This window comes from Streptomyces sp. NPDC048696 (assembly GCF_043198895.1).
Taxonomy (GTDB): domain Bacteria; phylum Actinomycetota; class Actinomycetes; order Streptomycetales; family Streptomycetaceae; genus Streptomyces.
Window position 1 is genome coordinate 1 of the sequence record NZ_JBICVJ010000001.1, and the last position, 23,230, is coordinate 23,230.

General features: G+C 69.1%; 18 protein-coding genes and 2 pseudogenes. 10 read left to right on the top strand and 10 right to left on the bottom strand.

Annotated elements, in window-relative coordinates:
• Positions 1–319: 319 nt before the first annotated feature.
• Both ACGFRG_RS00005 and ACGFRG_RS00010 read right to left on the bottom strand, forming a co-directional pair.
• Entirely contained in the window at positions 320–1,627 is a 1,308-nt protein-coding gene (locus ACGFRG_RS00005) for a helix-turn-helix domain-containing protein (protein ID WP_393259690.1), read from the bottom strand.
• A 247-nt stretch (positions 1,628–1,874) separates the two neighbouring features.
• Positions 1,875–2,471 (bottom strand): hypothetical protein, encoded by a 597-nt coding sequence (locus ACGFRG_RS00010; protein ID WP_393259692.1) that lies wholly within the window; start codon positions 2,469–2,471, stop codon positions 1,875–1,877.
• Positions 2,472–3,094: 623 nt separating this feature from the next.
• Here ACGFRG_RS00010 and ACGFRG_RS00015 point away from each other — a divergent pair.
• On the top strand, positions 3,095–3,352 hold the full coding sequence (locus tag ACGFRG_RS00015; protein ID WP_393259694.1) for a DUF6221 family protein: 258 nt from the start codon (positions 3,095–3,097) through the stop codon (positions 3,350–3,352).
• A 109-nt stretch (positions 3,353–3,461) separates the two neighbouring features.
• Here the strand turns inward: ACGFRG_RS00015 and ACGFRG_RS00020 are convergent, their stop codons facing one another.
• Both ACGFRG_RS00020 and ACGFRG_RS00025 read right to left on the bottom strand, forming a co-directional pair.
• A complete protein-coding gene (locus tag ACGFRG_RS00020; RefSeq protein WP_393259696.1) occupies positions 3,462–4,103 on the bottom strand; it encodes a hypothetical protein in 642 nt (213 codons plus the stop codon).
• Between the two features lie 284 nt (positions 4,104–4,387).
• A complete protein-coding gene (locus tag ACGFRG_RS00025; RefSeq protein WP_393259698.1) occupies positions 4,388–5,317 on the bottom strand; it encodes an NADP-dependent oxidoreductase in 930 nt (309 codons plus the stop codon).
• A 79-nt stretch (positions 5,318–5,396) separates the two neighbouring features.
• Here ACGFRG_RS00025 and ACGFRG_RS00030 point away from each other — a divergent pair, with 79 nt between their 5' ends.
• Both ACGFRG_RS00030 and ACGFRG_RS00035 read left to right on the top strand, forming a co-directional pair.
• Complete coding sequence (locus tag ACGFRG_RS00030) at positions 5,397–5,765, top strand: winged helix-turn-helix transcriptional regulator (protein ID WP_393259701.1); 369 nt, start codon at positions 5,397–5,399, stop codon at positions 5,763–5,765.
• Between the two features lie 119 nt (positions 5,766–5,884).
• Positions 5,885–9,019: pseudogene (locus ACGFRG_RS00035) on the top strand (Tn3 family transposase).
• Positions 9,020–9,046: 27 nt separating this feature from the next.
• Here the strand turns inward: ACGFRG_RS00035 and ACGFRG_RS00040 are convergent.
• Complete coding sequence (locus ACGFRG_RS00040) at positions 9,047–10,144, bottom strand: MerR family DNA-binding transcriptional regulator (protein WP_393260754.1); 1,098 nt, start codon at positions 10,142–10,144, stop codon at positions 9,047–9,049.
• A 258-nt stretch (positions 10,145–10,402) separates the two neighbouring features.
• Here ACGFRG_RS00040 and ACGFRG_RS00045 point away from each other — a divergent pair, with 258 nt between their 5' ends.
• Positions 10,403–11,401 carry a recombinase family protein gene (locus ACGFRG_RS00045; protein ID WP_393259704.1) on the top strand — a complete coding sequence of 333 codons (999 nt, stop codon included), beginning with the start codon at positions 10,403–10,405 and terminating at the stop codon, positions 11,399–11,401.
• Positions 11,402–11,578: 177 nt separating this feature from the next.
• Here ACGFRG_RS00045 and ACGFRG_RS00050 read toward each other — a convergent pair whose 3' ends face one another.
• Both ACGFRG_RS00050 and ACGFRG_RS00055 read right to left on the bottom strand, forming a co-directional pair.
• Positions 11,579–12,985: an SMI1/KNR4 family protein gene (locus tag ACGFRG_RS00050; protein ID WP_393259707.1), complete on the bottom strand. Its 1,407-nt coding sequence runs from the start codon at positions 12,983–12,985 to the stop codon at positions 11,579–11,581.
• Between the two features lie 207 nt (positions 12,986–13,192).
• Positions 13,193–13,984, bottom strand: coding sequence for a S1 RNA-binding domain-containing protein (locus ACGFRG_RS00055; protein ID WP_393259710.1), 792 nt, complete (start codon positions 13,982–13,984; stop codon positions 13,193–13,195).
• 226 nt (positions 13,985–14,210) lie between these two features.
• Here ACGFRG_RS00055 and ACGFRG_RS00060 point away from each other — a divergent pair, with 226 nt between their 5' ends.
• From ACGFRG_RS00060 to ACGFRG_RS00070, 3 genes are all read left to right on the top strand, one after another.
• Positions 14,211–14,441 carry a hypothetical protein gene (locus tag ACGFRG_RS00060; RefSeq protein WP_393259713.1) on the top strand — a complete coding sequence of 77 codons (231 nt, stop codon included), beginning with the start codon at positions 14,211–14,213 and terminating at the stop codon, positions 14,439–14,441.
• Entirely contained in the window at positions 14,438–14,659 is a 222-nt protein-coding gene (locus ACGFRG_RS00065; protein WP_393259715.1) for a hypothetical protein, read from the top strand. Before ACGFRG_RS00060 ends, ACGFRG_RS00065 begins: the two co-directional genes overlap by 4 nt.
• Before the next feature lie 910 nt (positions 14,660–15,569).
• Positions 15,570–15,860, top strand: a complete 291-nt coding sequence (locus ACGFRG_RS00070; RefSeq protein ID WP_393259718.1) for a hypothetical protein — start codon at positions 15,570–15,572, stop codon at positions 15,858–15,860.
• Here ACGFRG_RS00070 and ACGFRG_RS00075 read toward each other — a convergent pair.
• Together ACGFRG_RS00075 and ACGFRG_RS00080 are read right to left on the bottom strand one after the other, a co-directional pair.
• On the bottom strand, positions 15,825–17,366 hold the full coding sequence (locus tag ACGFRG_RS00075) for a UvrD-helicase domain-containing protein (protein WP_393259720.1): 1,542 nt from the start codon (positions 17,364–17,366) through the stop codon (positions 15,825–15,827). The genes ACGFRG_RS00070 and ACGFRG_RS00075 overlap by 36 nt on opposite strands.
• 1,083 nt (positions 17,367–18,449) lie before the next feature.
• Positions 18,450–18,590 carry a hypothetical protein gene (locus tag ACGFRG_RS00080; protein WP_393259722.1) on the bottom strand — a complete coding sequence of 47 codons (141 nt, stop codon included), beginning with the start codon at positions 18,588–18,590 and terminating at the stop codon, positions 18,450–18,452.
• Positions 18,591–19,571: 981 nt separating this feature from the next.
• On the opposite strand from ACGFRG_RS00080, the gene ACGFRG_RS00085 reads away from it, so the two are divergent.
• The 3 genes and pseudogenes from ACGFRG_RS00085 to ACGFRG_RS00095 all read left to right on the top strand — a co-directional run bounded on the left by ACGFRG_RS00085 (position 19,572) and on the right by ACGFRG_RS00095 (position 21,909).
• Positions 19,572–19,718: a transposase family protein gene (locus tag ACGFRG_RS00085; protein ID WP_393260757.1), complete on the top strand. Its 147-nt coding sequence runs from the start codon at positions 19,572–19,574 to the stop codon at positions 19,716–19,718.
• 88 nt (positions 19,719–19,806) lie between these two features.
• A pseudogene (locus ACGFRG_RS00090) lies at positions 19,807–20,318 on the top strand (transposase); the annotation flags it as partial.
• A 274-nt stretch (positions 20,319–20,592) separates the two neighbouring features.
• Positions 20,593–21,909, top strand: coding sequence for a hypothetical protein (locus ACGFRG_RS00095; protein WP_393259724.1), 1,317 nt, complete (start codon positions 20,593–20,595; stop codon positions 21,907–21,909).
• Positions 21,910–22,088: 179 nt separating this feature from the next.
• Here ACGFRG_RS00095 and ACGFRG_RS00100 read toward each other — a convergent pair whose 3' ends face one another.
• Positions 22,089–23,129 carry a sulfotransferase family protein gene (locus ACGFRG_RS00100; RefSeq protein WP_393259726.1) on the bottom strand — a complete coding sequence of 347 codons (1,041 nt, stop codon included), beginning with the start codon at positions 23,127–23,129 and terminating at the stop codon, positions 22,089–22,091.
• Positions 23,130–23,230: the final 101 nt, after the last annotated feature.

Genomic DNA, 23,230 nt, shown 5'->3' on the forward strand with positions numbered 1-23,230 from the left:
AGCTTCAGCCGGGTTGCTGCGACAACCCGGTGGTGAAGGTCTCTCACCTCACTCGATTCCATGGCGCCTCGTGGCGCACCCACCCGCTACGACAAGACCGCCGAGTCCTACCAGGCAGCCGTCACCCTCGCCTCGCTCCTGATGTGGGCCTGACACTTTGACGACAACTCCCAGCCCCGGTCCTTGGGTGGGGGTGTACGTCCGGCCTCGACATGGTGATCCGCCTCATCAAGGAGACCGACGGCCGCGAGCGCGTACGCAAGGCGCGGCCGCGAGGTTGAGGGCCCGGCCGCGCCACGGTGAACCTTCCCGCCGCAGGTCAACGGGGTGGAGCGATTCCCTTGAGAAGGTTCTCCATGCCGAGCAGTCCCGCGTCGAGCGCGGCCTGCTCCATCCAGAGCGTCACCTGCCTCCAGCGCTCGCAGGCGTCGGACAGGTCGAGCGCGGGGTTGGCAAGAAGATGAGCCCCGTGCGACGGGCCGGCGTTCGGGATCGGCCTCAACGCCGTGGTGTCGAGCACCTCGGAGACCCGCCGCCCCATGACGACGTGGAGGTTCCGCGGCTGGGGGACAGCCAGCGGGTCAATTGCAGCCAGCTCGGCCAAAGGCACGACGGCGCTCCGGCTGGCCAGCGTCCCCACCATCGCGTCCATGAGTCCAGCGACCTTGTGAACACCGATCAGCTCACGGACGGGCTCGGCCGGCCGGCCACCCCGTTGCAGCACGTCCGTCATGTCGCTGATCCCCGCGACGACGTCGAGTTCCACACGGAGCCGCTGGCCGTGATCTCCGTACGAGCCCGGGATCTGGAGGCGCGCCACGGCCTGCACCGGGTGGTCCATACCCGGGGGCCAGTTATCGGGGACCGCTGACCACTGCAACCGCACATCACGCGACCGGTTGAACCCCTCCCGGCGGAAGGGGTAAACGCCTCCCTCCCCCGCAGGGAGCCCCAGGCTGCCGAGTAGATCGGTGAGTCGGGACTCGTTGAGCGCGTCGGCGAACGCGTCGATGCTGCGCTCCGACAGGGGCCGCCACAGCGCTTCGGCGGAGACCGGGAAGTCCACTCCGGTGCGCATGACGAAGTCCACGGCCGGATCCGGACCGCCCTGCGGACGGTCAAGGAGGTGAGGGGCCTCAAGACGCCATGCCGACTCCTGCGCCGAGGCCGTCTCCGCGAACAGCTCCCTGAGCCTGTGCCAGCTCGCCGGGTGGGTAGTGCTGTGGTCGCGTACATAGGCGACGCCGTCGACCAGGAGCGGACGGCGATGCTGCCCGGGGACCACCCGCAGGACGAGCACGTACCGGTCCGAACCCTGCCCCAGGGGGACGGGGATGACCTCGGGCACCCAGGGCGGTTCGATCTTGGCGTAACAGTGGTCAGCCACCGCGTCGACGGTCTTCTCCTTGACCCCCTTCACGACCCGGGTCTTGTCGGTGACGCCGATCAGCAGGAGACCGCCGTAGGTGTTGGCCAGAGCTGCAACTCCCCGGGCGACGGTCTCGGCCATCTGTTCCTTGTACTCGACCGTCGGCGCCTCGGGGCCGACCTGCCGCACCAGGGCACGCACCCGCTCGATCGTGAACTCGGACGGAGCCGCATGCAGCAGAGACAGTGTTGAAACCACGCCCCGCATCATCCTCCAGCGCCCACCGCCTCACACACCTAACCGCTACTTCACGGCTGAGGTCACAGGAGCGAGGTGGAGAGCCGGCCCGCCTCGGGCCCTTCGGCGAGATAGCGGAGGACGAGGAGGGCAGCATCGGCCGGGCTTCGGTCAAGCAGCTGCAGCCGGGGGAAGGGGCGAGGACGGACTCCGCCGTCATTCATGATCCCTGGCCAGCGGCCACGCGCACACCAGCGATAGTCCCGTTCTATGCCCTGTGGTGAGCGGCCCCGCACTCGCGGCCGAACCGATTGGCTGGCGCGCCCGCCCCGGAAACCCGCTCCAGGAAGAACGCCCGTGCCACCGAGGCCATCTGACGCTCAGTCAGCCACACCTCGTAGCGGCCGCCCGGCGCACCCTGGACGGCATCGCGCAGCGCCTGCTCCAAGCCCTCGGCGGGTGGGCACCGCAGTCGGGCCCACAGCGTCACGTAACGGCGCAGCACCATCATGTCTGCCGACGGCAGCGTGACCTGCCGCAGGGCGGGATCGGCCGGCCGTTCGGGGCGCTGGGGCGGGGCCGCGTTCCGGTCGGCCTCGTAGAGCAGGGCGTCGTGGCCATCCGCGGTCAGGCGTACCGCCCAGCCGACCTGGCGGCCGAACCCGAGCGTGGGCAGCACCTCGGGCGGGGCCATCTCGCACAAGCCCAGCCCGGCCAGGCCGCGGAAGACCGCCGCTGAGATGCCGCACCGCGGGCCGACCCAGCCATGGCCCACCGCCTCCCCGGCCGCCAGGACGCGCAACGCTTCCCAGTGCTCCGACCGCAACCGCAACTCCCGCCCCTCCCATACCCGCTCGTTCACCATGAAGGGAGAAGACGCTACCCACACAGAGAAGGCCGACGCCTTCCCGGCACCCGTGGTGCCGGATGTCCAGCGTGCCGCACGCGCCCGCCCGCCCGTGGGAACACCGTCTTCGACAGGCAGACGGAACGAACGGGGCCCGAGGCCACTTCGCACGTACGCGAGCCCCGCTCACCACACACCAACAGGCTTCACCGACGGTCCATGCCAGCTGATGACCGGGCCGGAAGACCCGGCCCGCGAAGCCGTCGCCGGTCCCATCCGTCAACGCGAGCAGCCCCAGCACCTGTTCGGCGCTCCCTAGCGCTTGATCAACGCGACGGGGCACGTTCGCACGTCCGGGTGGTCTCGCATCTGAACCGTCCTCAGCAGCCTGGCCCGGCGTAGGCTCGCCGCTGCATGCTGAAGTCCGCGTAGGGGTCGTTACGTGCACCGGTGCCGGCCGGCTAGTCCCCCGGCGGCACCACCCCGCACCCGCACCATCAGCCCGGCCTCACCGAACCCCCGAAGCGCCGCGAACTCGGACTCGGACTCGATCCAGTTCAGCCACGAGCCGTAGGTGGGCAGGAAGACCAGCTCGACCTGGTTGTCCGCTACCCAAGCGCACCACCCGCGAAGACGGTCACATGGACGATCTTGTCAAGTTCCTCGTCGCACGCATCATGGACGACAACCACGCCTATGCCTACGTGGCTGACACCCTGGGCGGCGAGGCTCTCCTCGACAGCCACCTCCCCATGCTCGACCTGATCGAGCAACTGGCGAACGACTACAAAGCCATGGACCCCGCGGACTCCCGCTCGGCCGGCCTGGCATACGCACTGCGAGTCCTCGGCCAGTCATACGCCGAACACCCCGCCTACCAGCAGGAATGGCGCCCATAGCCATTCAAGGAGACAGGCCCTAGCGGCCGCAGATCGACACGTCTCCACCGGACAGCCGCAGACCAGGATGGACAGCAGCGCACGCTCACCGGGGCGCGGAGCCGGTTCATCAGCAGACGATGACGGACACGCCACACAGGCCGCGTCCGTCCGTCACGGCCTTGCGCCACATCCGCAGCGGCCCGTCCAGGACGCTTTCCTCGCCGTCGCGGTAGTCCAGCCAGTCCTGATCCTGTGCCGCCGCGCGCTCCTGGTGCGTGAAGGCCAGGGCCCGTTCGATGGCGGGCAGCGTGTGGCGCGCCTGCGTGGCGGTGAGGAGGAAGTTGCCGCACCAGCCGGGCAGCAGGGCAGCCCGCTCCGGGCCGATCGCGTGGAAGAAGGACCGCAGCGCGAAGTCCTTGCTGTGGACCGAGAGGAAGATGTCCTCCCCGTCGACCAGGTCCCAGACATGGGTGAGCAGGCAGAAGTCGTCCTCGGGCGACAGACCGTCATACATCTTCCGTATGTGCTCGCCGGAGGTGGTCAGCTCGTGGAACGAGCGCAGCGCGTCAGCCTCCCCCCTGTCGGACCGGCCGAAGGACTGCCACCAGGTCCGGAAGTCCGGCAGTGGCTCTCGGCGCCAGCGCTCCCACCGCTCCCGCGCGAACGGCTCGCTCCGTTCCGCGGCGATCGAAGGGAGCAGCCGGGGACGCAGCGCGTTGATGAACGCGTCGTCGTGGACACTGACCGACCAGGCCGAGGTGAATCCCATGGGAAGACCGTAGAAGAGGCCACTGACAATCCCTGCTTGACGGTGGGGTGTTGGTTGGTCTCGCACGGCTGTCTGTCCTGTCGCAGCGCATCTGTCAGACAGCGAGCTTTGACCTGCTGGGATGCCAGGTCGTTTGAGAAGGCGGAGGCCCGGGGTTCTCGAACGATCTGGCATTCGCGGAAGTCGCGTTCGCGGAAGCAGCAGACCCTTGCCGGGTTGTCACAGGCGCGAGTCACCAGCCGTTCATCCGTGGGGCCTCGCTCACGCGAGGCCCCACGACGGGATCAGACAGTGAGGACGAGCTTGCCCTGGAGGTGGCCTGCGTCGAGCAGCCGGTGCGCGTCGGCGACGTGCTCGAACGGGAACGTCTCCTGCACGTGGACCCGGAGCCTGCCCTGTTCGACGAGTTCGACGAGACCTCGCAGGGCGACGGGATCGGGGTCGACCGCGATGCCGCTGAAGTGCATGCCGGCCGCCTCGTACTTGGCGATGAGCTCCGAATTCTCCTCGGCGACCGCTGTCACCAGGTGACCGCCTGGGCGGAGCACGTCGAGCGACCGCTCGACGGTGTCGCCGCCGATCGTGTCGAGCACGACGTCGATGTCGCGGACCGCCTTGTTGAAGTCGACCGTCGTGTAGTCGATCACCTCGTCGGCGCCGAACTCCTCGACGAACGTCCGCTTGCCCCCGCTGGCGGTCGCGATCACGTACGCGCCGAGCGCTTTCGCGATCTGGATCGCGACGTGGCCGACCCCGCCGCCACCGCCGTGGACCAGGACGCGGTCGCCCTCGGTCACGCCGCCGAGGTCGACGAGGCCCTGCCACGCCGTCAGCCCGACGACCGGCAGCGCCGACGCCTCGACGTGCGAGAGCGACGCCGGCTTGCGTGCCAGGTGCAAAGCCGGCGCCGACACGAACTCGGCGTACGCGCTCGCCGCCCGCGGGAACAGCGGCATCCCGAACACCTCGTCGCCGGGCCTGAACCGCCACGTCTGCGGCGCCTGTTCGACCACGCCGCTGATGTCCCAGCCGAGGACGAACGGCGGCCGGCCGATCAGCGGGAACTCGCCGGCGCGCAAGCGCGCCTCCAGCGGGTTCAGCCCGATCGCCTTGACACGGACGAGTACCTCGGTCGGGAGGGGCTGGGGCTCGGGCCCGTCCACAATGGTGAGCACCTCGGGACCACCGAGCGTCTCCTGGGTAATGACTCGCATGACTCTCCTGGCTTTTTCGGAGGGGAGAAGAGAACCCAGGCTATGAATTTGACAGGAACCAGCAGGTACCTTTGGCACCATGAGCGGTTTCGGACCCGGTGCTCCCTTTCTCGCCGACTGTCCGGCGCGTCTGGCGGTCGAGCTCATCGCCGACAAGTGGACGGTGGTCGTGCTCTACGGCCTCAGCAAGGGCCCGGTGCGCCATGGCGAGCTGGTCGAGCTGATCGGCGGCATCTCCCGCAAGATGCTCACCCAGACGCTCCGACGGCTCCAGGCGCACGGACTCATCCGCCGCCACGCCTACGCCGAGGTGCCGCCCCGCGTCGAGTACGAACTCACCCCGCTCGGGGCGACGCTGATCGATCCGATCCACATGCTGACCGAGTGGGCGAGGACGAACGGCGACGCAGTGCTCGATGCGCTCGACGCCGATCCCGGGTGTGAGTAGTTGGCGTACAGGAAATCCCGATGAGAACGATCATGGTCGGCTAGCACACGGCATACGGCTGACGCTGGGGTTCGAGGAAAGATCGCCAGGCGGGCCGGGGCGCTGGCTATGGTCCGCTCGTGCCGGTGGAATTTCTGACCCATGAGCAGGCCGAGGCGTACGGGACGTTCACCGAGGCGCCCACGCGCCCGGAGTTGGAGCGGTTCTTCTTCCTCGACGATGACGACCGTGATCTGATCGCGCTGCGTCGTACGGACGCGCACCGGCTGGGCATGGCGGTGCAGATCTGCACCGTCCGCTACGTCGGCCGGTTCCTGGGCGAGGACCCGCTCGCGGTGCCGTGGGGGATCGTGGACTACCTGGCTGGGCAGCTCGGCATCGCCGACGCCTCGTGTGTGAAGCGGTATCCGGAGCGCCGGTCGACGGTGTACGAGCACGCGGGCCAGATCCAGGAGCGCTTCAGGTACCGGGACTTCACCGACCGGCAGTGGGGGCGGGAGTTCCGCAGCTTCCTGTACGGGCGGGCGTGGACCCACGCCGAGGGGCCGGTGGCGCTGTTCAACCACGCGGTGACGTGGCTGCGGAAGAACCGGGTGCTGCTGCCGGGGGTGTCGGTGCTGGCCCGGCAGGTGGCAGAGGCCCGTACGGCGGCCGAGCGGCGCCTGTACGAGGCGGTGGCCCGTGCCGCGCACCGGGCCGATCCGGCGCTCGCGCCGGCGCTGGCCGGGCTGCTGGTGGTGCCGGAGGGCAAGCGGGTCTCGGAGCTGGAGCGGCTGCGCACGCCGCCGGTGAAGTCGACGGGGACCGCGATGGTGCGGGCGATGGAGCGGGTGGAGGAGATCTCCGCGTTCGCGCTCGGGCGGGTGGACCTGTCCCGGGTACCGGTGAACCGGCTGTCCACGCTGGCCCGGTACGGGCAGCTGAGCAAGGCGCAGACGATCGAGCGGGCACCGGAGCCGCGGCGCACGGCGCTGCTGACGGCGGTGGTGCGGCAGCTGGAGGCGCAGGCGGTCGATGACGCGCTGGACCTGTTCGCGGTGCTGATGGCGAACCGGCTGATCAGCCCCGCGCGGCGGGCCTCGGAGCGGGAGCGGTTGGCGATGCTGCCGCAGCTGGAGAAGGCGGCGCGCATCCTGGCGAAGGCGTCGAAGATCCTGATCGAGGAGCTGGACCTGGTCGTCGAGCACGACGCGGACCTGGACGTCGCCGCACTGTGGGCGGCGGTGGAGGAAGCCGTGCCGCGCACGGCGGTGGCCGGGGCCGTCGCGACGGTGGAGGCATTGGTGCCCGAGGACGACGGGTAGGCCGAAGCCGCGATGCGCGAGAAACTCGGCCTGCGCTACAACACCGTGCGCCCGTTCCTGTCCCTGCTAGGCGAGTCGGAGGCGCTGGACGCGGCCCCGGCCGGGCGGCGCATCCTCAAGGCGGTGCGCCGCCTGCCCGCGCTCTCGCGCCGCCGGGTCAAGGACCGGCCACTGCTGCCCCGCGAGGTCGACGCCGACCTGGTGCCCGCGATGTGGCGCCGGGCGGTGTTCTCCAACGCCAAGCTGCCCCAGGGCGCCGTCGACCGGGACGCGTACGTGGTGTGCGTGCTGGAGCAGCTGCACCGCGCGCTGAACCGGCGCGACGTCTTCGCGGCCCCCTCGAACCGGTGGGCGGACCCGCGCGCGAGGCTGCTGGACGGGCTGCGGTGGGAGGCGATGCGCCCAGACGTGCTGGCGGGCCTGTCCCTGACCGAGGACGCGACCGAGCATCTGGCCCAGCTCACGCGCGGGCTGGATGCGGCGTGGCGGCAGATGGCCGACCGCCTTCAGGAGGCCGGCGCCGACGCGAAGGTGGAGATCGTCGTTCCCGAGGGCGGGGGACGTGCCCGGCTGAGCGTGGACAAGCTCGGCGCGGTGGGCGAGCCGGAGTCGCTGACCTGGCTGAAGGCGACCACGGAGGCGATGCTGCCGAGGATCGACCTGCCGGACTTGCTGTTCGAGGTTCACTCCTGGACCGGGTTCCTCGACTCCTTCGGACACGTCTCCGACCGGCGCACCCGCATGGAGGGGCTGCTCGTCTCCCTGGTTGCCCTGCTGGTCTCCCAGAGCTGCAACATCGGGCTGACCCCGGTCATCGACCCGAACAACAAGGCGCTGACCCGCTCGCGGCTCTCGCACGTCGACCAGAACTACGTGCGCGCCGACACCATCGCCGCGGCGAACGCCGCGCTGATCGGCGCGCAGTCCCGCATCGAGCTGGCCCAGATGTGGGGCGGCGGACTGCTCGCCTCCGTTGACGGCCTGCGCTTCGTCGTCCCCGTCAAGAGCATCAACACCGGGCCTTCGCCCAAGTACTACGGCTACAAACGCGGCGTGACCTGGCTCAACGCCGTCAACGACCAGGTCGCCGGTATCGGCGCGATGGTCGTGCGCGGCACCCCGCGCGACAGCCTCTACACCCTGGACACCCTGCTGAACCTGGACGGCGGGGTGAAGCCGGAGATGGTGGCGACCGGTAACGCCTCGTACTCCGACATGGCGTTTGGCCTGTACAAGATGCTCGGCTTCCGCTTCGCCCCGCGCTTCCGTGACCTGGCCGATCAGCGGTTCTGGCGGGCCGACCTGCCCGACGGCGAACAGCCGTCGGTCGGATACGGACCGCTGGAGGCCGTGGCCTGCAACAAGGTCAACCTGAAGAAGATCGCCACGCACTGGCCGGACATGCTGCGGGTGGCCGGGTCGCTCATCACTAACCAGGTGCGGGCCTACGACCTGCTGCGGATGTTCGGCCGCGAGGGGCACCCGACCCCGCTGGGGGCGGCGTTCGCCGAGTACGGACGCATCGACAAGACCATGCACCTGCTCGCCCTGGTCGACCCGGTGGACGACACCTACCGTCGGCTGATGAACCGGCAGCTCACCGTGCAGGAGTCCCGCCACCGGCTCGCCCGCGCGATCTGCCACGGCGGCCGGGGCCAGATCCGCCAGGCGTACCGTGAGGGCCAGGAGGACCAGCTCGCCGCCCTCGGCCTGGTCCTCAACGCCGTCGTCCTGTGGAACACCCGCTACCTCGACGCCGCCGTGGCCCGGCTCCGCGCCGAGGGCCACGACATCAAGGACGAGGACGTCGCCTGGCTCTCCCCGCTCAAGGACCGGCACGTCAACTTCCTGGGCCGCTACCTGTTCAACATCACCGCCAGCGGCCCCGGCCAGGGCCTGCGTCCCTTCCGCGACCCAGACGCACCCGAGGACGGTGACGAGGAGGAGTAACCCGGGTCAGTCCGGACCGGTGCCCATTCAAGCTATGAGCAGGCGGAGGCCGAGGTCTGCCGTGTCGAGGTGGGCGAGGTCGCTGTTGCGCTCAGCCCAGCGGCCGGAGTCGAGGTCGTCGCGGAGGCTTCGCACCGCCCGCTGCTCTGCGTCCGGCCCGACCCTCGTCCACACCGACATCGCACGGCGGACGTGCTCCTCCAGATACGCCCCCGGTCTGCGCCAGTACGCCTCGAACAGGCCGTCAGTGCAGTCCCACGGGATGGGCACCGGTTCAGTGCGAGCGCCGATCGCGTCGGCCATCCCCGCAAGTGAGGGAAATTCTGCGAGGACGGTGGCGAACTCGGGCAGGTAGTCACGGGTAAGCCAGAACCGGCCCTGCCATCCGGGCTCGTCGGTGTCGAACGTCAGCACCACCACGCGGCGGGCCACACGGCGCATCTCGCGCAGCCCCGCTATCGGGTCTCCCCAGTGGTGAACAGTGGAGACGGCCATCGCGACGTCGAAGGAGTGGTCCTCGAACGGCAGGCTCTCCGCGGCGGCGGCCACGCACGGCGCCGAGCCGGCAGGCCGCTGACGCCGCATGACCTCCGACGGCTCCACTGCGGTCACCTCACGATCAGCCGGTTCGTAGGAGCCGGTGCCGGCCCCGACATTCAGCACCGTCCGCGCGTCCCCGAGCGCGTCCAAGATCTGCGCGGCGATCCGCGGCTCGGTACGCCGCGTCGCTGTGTAGGCGCCGCCGATCGCGTCGTACAGTCGTGCACCGAGCATCCCCAGTTGCTCCTCCGGTGTCACCTTCAGTCCCCTCGCCCGTGCCTCAAGTTCCCTGTCGATGGCCGCCACCATGGCGTCAGCTCGATCGCGCCGCTCCAGCAGCAGCCCGCGCAGTCGGCGCAGGTGCGCGACCGCGTCGGTGGACGAGTCGCCGACCAGTTCCGCAACCTCCCGCAACCCGAAGCCCAGCCGCCGGTAGGCCAGCACCTCCCGCAGCCGCTCGACGTCACCGTCCGAGTAGGCCCGGTACCCACCTGCGGTCCGCGCCGACGGACGCACGAGCCCGATCTCGTCATAGTGATGCAGCGTGCGGACGCTCACGCCGGCCAGCTCGGCCACGCGCCCCACAGTCCAGTGATCTTCCACGGCACCGACTATGCAGCCTGACGTCACGTGAGGGTCAAGAGCCGCACTCATGACCGCAAGAGCCGACGCGCAGGCCGTAGCCGCACGCCACACCACTGTCAGAAACGGTCCTTTCCCAGAGTGAGATCGGAAACGGGCCGCCGGACCGCCGTTGATCCCGGATCGGTTCTCAGAACCCGTTCTCACGCAAACCAGCGATCCACCCCCTTCTAAGAATCGTTTGTGAGAAGATCCGGGGCCATGACGGCCCCTCAAGAGCCTTCCCCGGCCGACGCGGACGACGTCGAGCGCCACCCCTGCCCCCGCTGCACGGCCGAGCCCGGCTCGCCATGCCGCTCGCGCGGCGGCGCGGTCGCCGGGATCTACCACACCGGCCGCTTCAAGCAGGTGCCCCGCCTCGCCAAGCGACTCCGCGTGCCCACCCCGGCCGACCGGGGACCGGGACAGCCGTGGCGGCCCGGCACCCCGCCCCCGACACCCATCGCCGACGACACCCCGAGCGCGGACATCCGCATCGGCTACGCCCGATGCTCGACCCTCACCCAGGAACTCCAGTCGCAGCTCGACGCGCTCGCCGGGCGCGGCATCCCGCGCGACAAGATCTTCAGCGAGAAGATCAGCACCCGCGTGCGGGTACGCCCGCAGTTCGAGGCCGCACTCAAGGCCGCCCGCGAGATCAAGGCCCACGCCCCGCACTGCCGGGTCATCCTCACCGTGCACGAGATGAAGCGCCTCGGCCGCGACGCCGCCGAACTCACCGCGCTCGCCGACCACCTGGCCGCCCTCGGCCTGGTCCTGGAGATGCTCGCCGGACCCCTGGCGGGGACGTACGACCCCAGCGGGCACGGCAGACTGCTGTTCGCGTTCTTCGCCGCGATGGCCGAGACCGAGCGGGAGAACATCCGCGAAGCCACGCTGGAGGGGCTCGACGCCGCGGCCCGCAAGGGCAAGCACGGCGGCCGACCCCAGGTCATCACCGACGACATGCTGCACACCGTGCTCCGGCGCCGGGCAGGCGGCGAATCCGTCGAGCAGATCCGGCCCGACCTGATCATTCCCACCGGCAAGCGCAAGGGCAAGAACCCTTCCCTGGCCAGCATCTACCGGGCACTCGCCGAGTACGAGAAGGCTCAGGCGTACCCCAAGACCGTCGAGCAGGCGCACGCCGAATTTGCAGTCATCCAGGGCAACAACGTTCCCAGCCCTCGCCCCAGCCATCCTGACCGAGCGCCACTCTGACTACAGAGAGCTACTTGTCACTTCGCCGTAGCTTCGGGAGGACAGGGCCACAACGGCGGGGGTCGCTGAGGGAGACGATCTACGACAGCGTCGCGAGGGCCAGAGCACGGGTGATGATCGCTTCGGTGTCGGTGACCTGCCGTCGGAGGCCGCTGCTGGTCCCTCGTGACAAGTCCGCTACGCCACGGGGCCGAGGTCGCCTTCCAGAACGGTCTGGACGATTCGGGGCCGGTCCCACAGAGCCAGGATTTCGTTGGCGATGGCCACGATGGGCAGGGGGTCCTGCTGGCTGTGCGCCTCGATGGCGGCAGCCGACAGGCTGCGCGGGACGGCTCCTGCATCAAGGAGGACGCGCCATTCTGCCGGGCCGAGTTTCAGGAACTCCAGTCCGGTGAGTTCGGCGATTTCCAGGGGATCGGCGAGCGTGCCGGGGTAGGCGGTAAGGGTGCGCAGGCGGGGCAGTCCCGTGACGGGAGCCAGGCTGAACGGCGTGCCGTCCCACACGCCGATGGACAGGACTTCCAGACCGGGGTGGGCGGCCGCCTCGATGCTCCTCAGACTCGCGGTGTTGACCCAGGCCGCGACCGGCGGCTGATCCGCGCGGTGATCGCCGTGTTCTTCGCTCGGCCGGTTAAGCACCAGGTCCGTGAGGGAGTCGGCCAGGAGCTCTGCACCGGTGTCCTCTTCGTGGCTGAGCATGATGATCTGTCCGGTGTGTCCGCGGGGGCCAGGGGTCAGATCGACCGCCAGGCGGTCACCTCCCCCGTTGTCGCCGAAGGCGATCCAGCCGGGTGAGCCAACCAGGCCCTGCACCCTGGCGTCGGGCGGGGTGACGACCGCCTCCTTCGCCGCGAACTCCCAGTGGCAGTACCGGGATGACGCATCGGCGATGTACAGGTCGTCCAGGGCGAAAAGCTCGCATCCGGCCGCCGCATAGACACGCTCCGCCGCCTCGTAGTCCTCGCCCCAGTCCTCCCACCGGGCCCGTGTCACGCGGTAGAGCGCCTTGAGCTCGGCAGGAAACGGGACACCCAGACGCACTTCCGCGGCGGCGATCTCCTCCTCCGTCGCGCCGATGGCATCAGGCAACCGCTCGCGCAGTGTCTGCTCCAGCAGCTGCGGATCCGCCGAGACGGCGGGCACCGCGCCGGGCACCGGATCGGGCAGGCGGCGCCAGGGCTCGGGACGGGAGTCTTCGACCAGGATGAGTGCCCCCGGGTGCGGGTTGCCGATGCCCGGCTCCACAGCGGGGCTGGGCCCGAGCAAATGGAGCATGGTCTTCCCCACGGGCGAGATCTCCGCTGTGAACGAGATGGTGTCGACGCCGGCGTCCGCGAGCGCGCCTTGCACCCGCTCCACCGCGTCGACCTCGTCCTGGATGTCCTCGATCTGGGCGGCTCGGCCGGGCGGCGGCAGGCGTCGCTGCAGCGCCAGACTCCAGCCATGCCGACCGATGCTCCCCGCCACGCGACCGGACGCGATGGCGGTACGCCTCTTCGCGTGGTCGGCCCGCAGGAGCTGCAGCACGGGCTCCCAGGTCGCGAAGTCATCTATCGAGCGCGGGGAGGATCTTTGAGCAACCATGTGCAGACCGTATGCGGTGCCGCTGACACCGGTGCTGCCGGGCTCCGCACGGCGGAGACTACGGGCCGATGAGCCCGGACACGTTAGTTGGAACCGGTAAGGCTCCGCGAGCTGGTGCTTTCCAGTCGGCGGACAGGCTTGTTGGCATCAAGTGGTCACGCTTCTTGCAACCAACCGCGAGCTGTCGGTCTTCTTCGCACCAGTTTGTTAGGTTCTGTCCGTTCCACCGGCGGCGCCCAGCCGCACCCGGTGACGCTGGAGATCGACCTCGGCGACCTTCACCGTGATCAGCTCGCTTTCATCGACAAGCTGATCCGGGGCCTCGACCGGCTCGTCAGTCAGTTCAGAGAGATGCAGGAACCCCACAACGTCGGGAGCCAGCTGCACGAACACACCAAAAGGAACGATCTTGGTGACCGGCCCGGTAAGGACTCGGCCGACCTGATCCGCGAACCGAATGAGCGGATCTTCCTGCAGAGCCGTCAACGAGAGAGTGACCTGTCCGGAGCGCGTCTCGGCAATGATCACCTCAGCGGTGATCCGCCGGCCGGCTTCGACTGCCTCGGAGGGGTGGTTGATCCAGCCCCACGTCAGGTCCGACACCCGGATGAAGCCGGTGCACAAGCCGTCCGGTTCACCGTCGATGTGAACGAAGACCCCGAAGTTGTGGACCGCGGAGACCGTCCCAGCAACGACCTGCCCTGGTTCAAACGCGAGGAGAAAGGACCGCAAGGCCGGACTCTCGCATGCCCTGGCGGAGAGCTGGAGCTGGCCTTCGCGCCAACGCCCGATCTCTTCGGCCTTGATCTCCTGGCCAACCTCAAACAGCTCGGATGGATGCTCCATCCGACGCATCGACGCCTCATGTCCAGGAATCCGACCGATCTCGGCTTCCTCCCCTGCAGCATCGAGCTGCACCAGGACGTCCACTCCGTCGAACCCGGCGACTTTCACCGTTCTTACCGCACCCGGCCGGAGCTGGTCGATCAAGAACTGCATGCGAGGGTCGGCTGGCACGGACATAGAGGTGAGCCTAGTCGGCGCTGGCCGCGCGGGTTCCAACTCTCGTGACCAGCTTCCAAGTAGCGTGTCACGGCTCAGCCGATACGCCCCTCGATGGGGTCGGATGGCCAACTAGAAATCGCAATGGCCACCTGCCGAGCGACGTCGCAGGACCCTCGGGCAAGCATTCCCAAGAAATTCGAACACATGCTCTAATCGCTGTATGAGGTACACCTTCCCCCACGACCTCCTGGAAGCTCAAGCCGCCTGGTATGCAACGTACCGGCGGCTCGCGGACCCGTCCGCCCGGCGGGCCGGGACGACCACGTACCGGCGACGGCTGCAGCAGCTGTCCGTCCGGATCGCCGCGCACCCGTACTGGACGACTCCGGCCGGTGCAACGCCAGGGGCGCGGATGGCGCTCAAGGAACTCACGCGCGGCGGGCGGACATGAGCAGCCACCTCACCGACCGCCAGATGCTCATCGAGCGCAGCGCCCGCGAGTGGGTGGTCGAGCACGGGGAGGCGCCGTCCGTGCGCGAGCTCGCGGCGGCGGTCGGCGTCTCCAGCCCCTCATCCATCGCCTATCAACTGCGCCGGATGCGGGAGCGGGGGGTGGCGGTCGAGACCCGGGGACGCCCCAGCGGCCGGTGCCCGCACTGCGGGCTGTAGAGCGCGAGAGAGGACGCGCGCCGTGTTCCTGCACGCCTCTTCCGGCGGCCCTGGACGCGGGTAAGGATGGTGCAATGACCAGGGAACTGGCCCGCCCCTGCGAGCAGTGCCGCGTACCGCTGGCCCGGGACGCGGGGCCGAACAGGCGGTTATGCAACTCGGTGTGCAGGCCACGCCACTGGCGACGGGTGCATCGACAATCCACACGCTTCGTCCTGGCGGTCCACCGGGAACTGGAAGCCCTGAGCATGGCCGCGACCGACGCATACATCGAGGGCCGGGGCCCGTGTGAGGGTCGGGGGTCTCCGTGCGCAAGCGGTCGTTGGATTCGGTGTACTGCAGCAAGCGGTGCCGCGCGCACAGCGGCGGCGAAAGGGCTGGCAGAGAGGGCGTGACGCTTCCGAACGGCCGTCGCGGTCAACGTCACCACGAGGCGCCTGGGCGTCACGATGGATCATGCTGCTGCCCGCTCCGCTGCCGAGCCTGCACCGCATGCTCCAGCCCAGCGACCGGCGCTGCCCCGCTCCCTGCGGTCTCACCCATCTGACCTTGATTCGTACCGCTTTCACGCAGTCCGTCGTTCCCTGCTTGCCAGTCAGCAACCCGCGACCGAGTCCGCAAGCTACGGAGCAGCAGGGAGACAGACGTGGAGGACTTCGTTGACAGGGCTGGAGCCATCTTCGGCTACGCCTCCGGGAGGGTGTCCTGGCCCTATGGCCTCGGCCGCCCCGATGGAGCACTGCGTCGTTCGGACCCCGCGCGCTTTGCCCAGCGGCTCACCGAACAGCGGGCGAAGCAGGAGGCTGTGGTCATGTGGGCTGAGCGGTACGGGCTGAAGCAGAGCACGTCCGGCTGCTGTCCGCGGTGGCTGACGAGGAACGCCAGTCGGCAGTGCCCCTGGGACTCAGAGGTGTGTACTCATTACGGGACGGCCCAGGACCGGCACTGGCTGGACCACCTGATCAGCTGGTTGAAGGAGGGGCGGCCCGCCGTCATCACCACCGCTCCCTACGGAATCGACTCGGCGGACAGGTCACGCCTGGACTGGTGGACGGGCGCGGACCCGCGGCTGCGGGTCGCCCACGGCCCGGGCTGGTACGGCTTCCGCACCACGCAGATCGTCATGTGGCGCACCGACCGGCTCGCACAGGTGACACCGGCCCTTCTAGCGGGGCACGGGGCCGAGCTGGTCCCAGGGTGAGGGCTGGTTGGGCACGGCCGTCGCAGGAGGGACGGCAGCCGCGCCGAGCACCGGGAAATTGGTGATCCAGGACAGTCCGCCCAGGTCGAGCCGCTGACGCGCCCGGGTGACGGCGACGTAGGCTAGGCGTGCCTCCTCCAGGTCGATGTCGGGCAGAGGAACCTCACCGCCCCCCTCGTCCGGCCGGTTGCCGGCTCTCGGCTCGAAGTCCCCGCCGATCCGCACCGTGGGCCATTCCCGCCCCTTGGACTTGTGGGCAGTGGAGACCACCACCTGGGCGTCGTCCTCGGGGTGCAAGTTGCGCACGGCCTGGAGGACCACATCGACGCCGTAGTCCTCGATGATGTCGACCAGGGGCAGCAGGTCACCGCCGGACGGGTCGGAGGTGGCGTACTCGCACAGCTCCTCCCAGGTGGTGAAGAGCACCAGTTCAGGATGGCCCGTACGGCGCCCCGCCTTGAGCTGGCCGGCCGCACGGGCGAGCCGCTCCAGGGCTTCGCCGCCGCCCACCATCGCGACACGCTTGCCCTTGGACAGCAGGTCGAGCACCTCCCAGATCGCCCCCGCGTTCGAGCGGCACAGCACTGCGTCGGGGTCCTTGACCGGCCCGATGGTGGTGTCGATCGACGGGCTGCCCTTCAGTCGCAGGGGCGACTCGACGATGGTCAGCCAGCGGTTGGCTTCCTCCGCCAGGGCGGGGCCGAAGCGGAACGACTGACTGAGGCACAACTGCCGTCCGTCGAAGCCGGTCATGACGTCCCGGGCGCCGCGCCAGCCATAGATGGCCTGTGCCGAGTCCCCCACCATGATCAGCTGAGCATGGGAGCGCTGGGCGTTGAAGATCTCTTCCAGGACCGGATTGGTGTCCTGGGCCTCGTCCAGGGGCAGGTAGTCGCCGGGGATCGTGGGCCGGGTCAGCGCCCAGATCTTCATATAGTGGTCGGGCTCGAAGCGCACCAGGCCGCGCTCAGGGTTCTGCAGGTCCTCCCAGGCCCGCCGCGCGTACGGCAGTACGAGGCGCGCCAGCTCGGACCGGAACTCGTCCGGCAGACCCCGCAGGCGCGGGACGTGGTGGGGCAGGATCTCGGTATCGGCGGAGTGGCGGAATCCCTTGACGGTCTGCAGGACGCTGTAGGAGAGGGTCTTGTGGGTGATGAGCCGGTCTCCGAAACGCACCTGCATCCTGGTGCTGATTCCCAGGCGCTCGCCGATCTTCCAGCCGGGCTCGCGCGGGGAGTTCAGACGTGCGCTGTAGCGGCGCCCCACCGTGCGCATGGCCAGGCTGTGGCCGGTCATGCAGGGCAAGGGCACATGGGACGGGAATTTGAGGGCTGCGTCATCGACAACCGGACGGTTGTAGGCCAGGTACATGGCGCGGCGCAGGTCGGAGTACGCGAGCAGGATCAGCGTGGTGGTCTTTCCGGTGCCAGCACCGGCCTGGAGGGCAAGGTGGTCGCCGGACCGCTTGACCTCGACTACCCGGTCCTGCTCGCCTGTGGTCTTCAACCCGCCAACCCCCGGCACCGCGCGCCGCTTGGGCGGCTGCGGGCTCCGGCGCGCCACAGGGGCAGATCGCGTCGGCTGCGGACTGGACGCGGGCGAAGGTGGTGCGGGCTTCGGCTGACCCAGCCACTCCAGCCACTCACGGGCAAGACCCACCGCCTGATCCACGACTTCTGAGGGTGCGCCGACACGGCTCTGCACCCCCAGTTTCCGGTTCAGCCGCGCGTTGACCTCCGCCCACCCCAGCCCCGAGCGGACCTTGATCATGCTCATCAGCTGCCGCAGTTCACGGTCTGGCGAAGGCGCGGGAAGGGGCGCCGGGGTGCGGGGCGCGGCGGGCGCGAACAGGGCCATCTGGTCGTCCGGCGACCGCGGTCCACGCTGCCAGCGTGAAGGGGACTTGGCCATTGCACTCTCGTGATCTCACAACCAGCATCGACACATAGAGTAGCGGATGGTTACTCTATGCTCTCACCTGGAGAGGAACACAGGCGCTTGCCCGTGCGTCGGCGGCCTTCCGTCGTCCGCACACAATTCGAGCACACCCACCCTCCGGAACGGGCGCCTCGCCACCGTTGTGACAATCCTTGGCCACACACTCGGTACGCTGCAGCCCCTGGGCCAGCCGTACGAACCTCACGGCACCGACCTTGAGCGGCTCCGCACTCCCCTCTCCGGCATATCCGGATCAGCCCACAGTGCCATTAGACGCAGAAACCACCTGCAACAAAACCCGGCGCTCTCAACGAACCTGCCACACCCGCACGCCAGGACCCCTAACACCCCGCCCCAACACACCACAGACCGTTCTCACTCGACCTGCAACACCCCAGCACACGCCTACCCCCACACCTCAACCCACACCCCACCAGCGTTACCAGCGACCTGCCCGCCGCGCTCCAGGCGGCGGGCCGGAGCCTGGCGGCGGCCGCGCGGACGAAGGAGGCCGACCCGGGCTTCGACGCCGAGGCCGACGCATAGCAGACCAGTTCCGCACTCCCGCCTGCCGGCAGATGATGGCGCGTCGCCGACGCCGCCGTCTCCGGCCCACAGTCCGAGGCCCTCGCGGATGGGTGGGTGGATCGGTCATCCGATCGGGAGGCAGACGCTGTGCACGGTGATCTGAGTGGGGTCGGTGCCTCCGGTGCCGTAGGCGTAGACGACCCAGGCGCCGAGGTCGTCGCTTGGGAGGCTGTCGACCACCCGGACGCCTGAGCCGCCGGTCAATTCGTAGCCTCCGCCGATGATTTTGGTGCCGGCGGGGCATGGGGGACTGACGTAGTACTTGCCGGAGTCGAGGGTGATGTCCGCGTCCTGCGGGGGGCTTGCGAGATACTGGGGCGCTCGGACGGGTCCAGCGGGACCGGTTGCCCCATCCGTTCCCTTGAGCCCGGCAGGTCCGGCAGGTCCGGTGGCGCCCTTGTCACCGGCAGGACCAGCAGGACCAGCAGGACCGGCAGGACCGGCAGGACCGGCAGGACCGGCAGGACCGGCAGGACCGGCAGGACCGGCGGGACCGGCAGGGCCCTTGTCCCCCTTGTCCCCCTTGGCTCCTGCGGGACCCGCAGGACCGGCAGCGCCGTCCATGCCCTTGGGTCCAGCGGGGCCTTGGAGCCCTTGAGGCCCTTGGAGCCCTTGAGGCCCGGCCGGGCCATGGGGGCCGACCGGGCCTTGGGGGCCCTGGCAGATCATCTGCTGGTCTTGGCGTTCGCAGTCGTCTCCTCCGCCCGCAGCCTGGGCTGCGGCATGTGGTGCGGCGAGGGAGAGGATGCCCAGTGCGAGGGCACACGACAGCGTGAGACGGTGACGCGTACGGAGTGAAGTGGTTCGCACGTGCTGTTCCTTCTCAAGCGGGGGACACTGCCGGACCTGTGCACGAGGCCAGGCCGTGGGACACGGCGTGGGTAAGACGGCACACCGTCGGTGGTGCTCAGCGTCGTGCACCCAACTCTGTGCATGCATGCGTGTGCCCGGCCACTTGACGGCCGGCCAGGCCGTTTCGGCATTGGCCCGAACGGCCGACACCGCCTGGCGTCTCGATGCCAAGTGGCGGGCCGCCTGTACCCGTCCGGGTGGTCACACACCCGAACGGGGCCCTCCCCCTTGATCGTGCCGGTTGTCACCGGCTGGTCGCGCCTGCGGGTCTCGCAGGATTTCCGTGGCGAGGTGACAGACCGTCATGGATGAAGTGGTGCGGCCGCGCCCGGACTGGGGACCGACTCGCGCCGAGTGCACAGCCGCTACCAGCGGCGACTGGCGGATGCGACGGTCGGTGGCCGACCGGTGGTAGTCGAGCTGAGCGTGCGGCGGCTGTTCTGCGATGCCGCGCACTGTCCACGTCGTACGTTCGCCTAGCAGGTCGAAGGGCTGACCGTTCGGTACGGCCGCTACACGCCGTTGCCGCTGGAGATGCCGCTCACGGTGCGTCGGCGCGTGTGAGCCATCCAGCGGGGACGGGCGCAGGTTCACCCCGACCGTGGCTCTGCGGCCCGGGGAGCAGGTCCAGATCGACACCACCCGCCTGGACGTCCTCGCACTGTTCGACGACGGGAGTGTGGGACGCCCCGAACTCACCATCGCTGTCGACGTCGCCACCCGGGCGATCCTGGCGGCGGTGCTGTGCCCGGCCGGGACCCAGGCCGTGGATGCTGCCTTGCTGCTGGCGGAGATGGCGGTGCCGCACCCAGCACGGCCGGCCTGGCCCGACATCCTGCGCTTCGCGCAAGTGCGGTTCTGCCCGGGGAGCGGCTTCTGTCGCTGGACGAACGCCTCGAAGGCGCGGCCGCCCGGCCGGTGGTGGTACCCGAGACGGTCGTGGTGGACCGCGGGAAGGTGTACCTGTCGAAGGCGTTCACCGGCGCCTGCGAAGCACTCGGCACCAGCGTGCAGGCCGCCCCACCGTACGCGCCGACGGCCAAAGGCATCGTCGAGCGGACCTTCGGATCGATCAACACCTTCTCACCGGCGGGAACAGCGGTGACTACGCCTGGCACAGTCGTCCATCCAGGCCGCGTACGTGCCTGCGACCGAGGTGACTATCGCAGGGTCAACGGGCCTACGGACAGGGGTGGTTCCGCTGAGCGGTCCGGCCACGGAAGGGAGACGCGCTGCCGTTCAATCGGCCAGGCCGGACGGAGGTCGGGGAGGGGAACTGTGACGAAAGCGAGAAGATGAAACAGAACGGTAACAGCGGGACAACTGTCCGGGTGGGTCGCGGGTCTGGACCGGCATGAGAATTCCCTTCACGGTCTTCGCCGCAGCCGCAGTGCTCACCCTGAGCGCGGTGGGCCCGGCGCACGCGGCCGACCAACCCACAGAGGTACGTCTGGACTTCGGGTGGAGCGATCTGCCGAAGAACAGTGCGCGCAATGTCGTCCAGCACGGTCGTTTCACCCTCGTCAACGAGGGCCAGAACGCGGTCGACGGAGTCATCCTGCAGTTCCGCACCACTCGCGGGATGGAGTTGACGCAACGATTCTCCAACTGTGAGTACAGCACCACCCCGGAGGACATCGTCAAGGTTCAGGCCTACCACAGCAAGGTGCTCTGTTTCGTCCCGGGTACGTACGAGCCTGGGGCGGCTTACGACGTGGTGCCCAAGGTGGACCTCGTGGGCCGGGACATCGCCTACAAGGACTGGCTCCGCACCGACGCCTACGTCGATACCCCGGCCAATCGGGCGAAGTTGCGCGGTGAGACCTCCGCGGTCAACGGCACGGGGCCCGAGCTGAAGCTGGAGAAGTTGCCCCAGGGACAGCCCGCGCCGAAGCTGGACTCGGACGACGAGTTCCGCTTCCCCAACACGGCGGATCTGTCCGTCAAGGGCGCGCGGGTCGAGGGCGCCGCCGGGGCGAGCGTGCAGGCGACGGTGGAGTTCCGCAACCTCGGGCCCGCGTGGGTGAGTGAGCTGTGGAGGTACTCCCACGTCGCCTATGTCGACATCGACTTCCCCGAAGGCGTCAAGGTCCTCAAGGCGCCGAAGGGTTGTTTCGTGGCCGACCCGAACACGACTGCCCTGGACGCCCCGAAGCTGGAGCCCGGGGTCGACTACCGGTGCCCCACCGGCAGCTTCGTCATGGAGAACGAGAAGACCACCTACCCCTTCGAGCTGAAGCTCGGCTCGCGCGTGGGAACGGCCAAGGGGGCCGTCTACGTGGGCAGTCGGTACATGTCGTACGACACCAACCAGCAGAACAACAGGGCGGACATCGTCGTGAAGACGACCGGCCAGGGTTCGACCACGGGCGGCAGCGGCGGGACGACGACCGGGACGGGTACCTCGGGTTCCTCGGGCACGTCCGGATCCTCCGGAACCACGGGGACCTCTGGCACCTCCGGTTCCTCGGGGTCGTCGGTAGGGACAGCTGCGACGGGCGGATCCACCACGACCGGTGGCACGGTCACGGGCGGCGACAGTACGACCTCTGGCTCGGCTCAGGGCGGGATCCTGGCCTCGACCGGCTCGTCGGCCGCGCTGGCCGGGACCGGCGCACTGGCTCTGCTGGCCGCGGGCGCGGGAGTACGGCTGGCCGTACGTCGGCGGTAGCGCGCCGACGTACGGCCTGACCTGCTGAAAGCACAGCAACCGCGTGCCCGTACCACCAGTGGTGCGGGCATGCGGGGAAGGCGTCGACATGCTCGCCAACGGCTGGCCTTCGCAGTTCACTACACCCCCTCACCCGTCCGCAGTCGTCACGGGCGGATCAGGGTCAGGGCCAGGCGACTTCACGCTGTCTGCGCCTGGTTGTCCGCAAGGGCCCGTGCGCCCGGGGCGCAGGATGCTTGTAGCGCGGCGAGTTCTGTCGCGGGCAGCCGTCGGGCGGCGCCTCGTCGGCCGCCGTCCAGGCGCGCGACGCCTGTGTCGAGCCATTGCGGGAGTGGTTCGACGCCGATGAAGTCGGCCAGACGGGTCAGTTCCTTGCGGGGCTCGTCGAGCAGGTCCTCATAGGCGAGGGTGGTCCGCTGCGGTGCGGGCACTTCGCGGAGATCAGCCACACCCTGGACGACGAGTTGTGACCACAGTGCTGCGAAACCGGCCGACGGCAGCTCGCGGTCCAGTACCAGGGCGGAATCGAAGCGTTCCGTCAACAGCGGTGCCAGGTCGGGCGGCAGAGCGCGGACCTGGTCTTCGGTCAGGTCCTCGATACACTCGGCACCGGTCCGGGCGAGGATGTCCCGCAGCAGGAAGATCAGCCGGTAGCCCGTGTGCCGGCTCATGGACAGCGCGCAGTCGGGTCCGTCCCTGAACAGGTGCACGAAGCGTGCATGCGGGAAGATCTCGCGGAGCAACGGCACCCGCTGCAGTGAATAGCCCGACCGCTCGACCACGGCTGTGCGCCCGAATCGCCCGCACAACAGGCTGAACAGGGCTGTGTAGTGGTCTGCGGCGGTCCGGTTCGGCCAGCCGCGTACCTGTCGTTCCAACTCGTCGAACAAGCCGTCCGGCTCGTCCGTCAGGTGCGGAAGCACCATCAGGGACAGCGCGGGGATGCCCGTGGTATCGGTCGCGAAGCGTCCGGGACGGCGTGTGTAGAGGAACTCCGGCATCGGCACCCCGTTGCGGATCATCCGCTCGAACTGCGGATTGGGGTCGGCCAGCAGCCGCCAGAACTCCGCACCATCCAAGTGGCCTTCCGGGAAGCCCCGGCTCTGCACCGACGACAGGAGCTCGTTGAGGCTGAGCACATCCGGATGTGCATGGACGATGCCCGACAGTGCGGTCGACCCACTGCGGCCCGTACCGACAACGAAGGTCAAAGTGCGCACGTCAGCTATCTCCTTCGACGACGACCGTAGCGATCGCGAGCAGACTTCCCCAAGAAGCTGCGCCGTACCCCTTGATGGGTGTCACGCCGGTGCGGCGAGTC

Coding starts and splice junctions, on each gene's coding strand:
- ACGFRG_RS00045 (WP_393259704.1), top strand. CDS start 10,403: ATGACGGCCCCTCAAGAGCCTTCCCCGGCCGACGCGGACGACGTCGAG.
- ACGFRG_RS00050 (WP_393259707.1), bottom strand. CDS start 12,985: ATGGTTGCTCAAAGATCCTCCCCGCGCTCGATAGATGACTTCGCGACC.
- ACGFRG_RS00025 (WP_393259698.1), bottom strand. CDS start 5,317: ATGCGAGTCATTACCCAGGAGACGCTCGGTGGTCCCGAGGTGCTCACC.
- ACGFRG_RS00015 (WP_393259694.1), top strand. CDS start 3,095: ATGGACGATCTTGTCAAGTTCCTCGTCGCACGCATCATGGACGACAAC.
- ACGFRG_RS00030 (WP_393259701.1), top strand. CDS start 5,397: ATGAGCGGTTTCGGACCCGGTGCTCCCTTTCTCGCCGACTGTCCGGCG.
- ACGFRG_RS00020 (WP_393259696.1), bottom strand. CDS start 4,103: ATGGGATTCACCTCGGCCTGGTCGGTCAGTGTCCACGACGACGCGTTC.
- ACGFRG_RS00060 (WP_393259713.1), top strand. CDS start 14,211: ATGAGGTACACCTTCCCCCACGACCTCCTGGAAGCTCAAGCCGCCTGG.
- ACGFRG_RS00065 (WP_393259715.1), top strand. CDS start 14,438: ATGAGCAGCCACCTCACCGACCGCCAGATGCTCATCGAGCGCAGCGCC.
- ACGFRG_RS00095 (WP_393259724.1), top strand. CDS start 20,593: ATGAGAATTCCCTTCACGGTCTTCGCCGCAGCCGCAGTGCTCACCCTG.
- ACGFRG_RS00010 (WP_393259692.1), bottom strand. CDS start 2,471: ATGGTGAACGAGCGGGTATGGGAGGGGCGGGAGTTGCGGTTGCGGTCG.
- ACGFRG_RS00055 (WP_393259710.1), bottom strand. CDS start 13,984: ATGCAGTTCTTGATCGACCAGCTCCGGCCGGGTGCGGTAAGAACGGTG.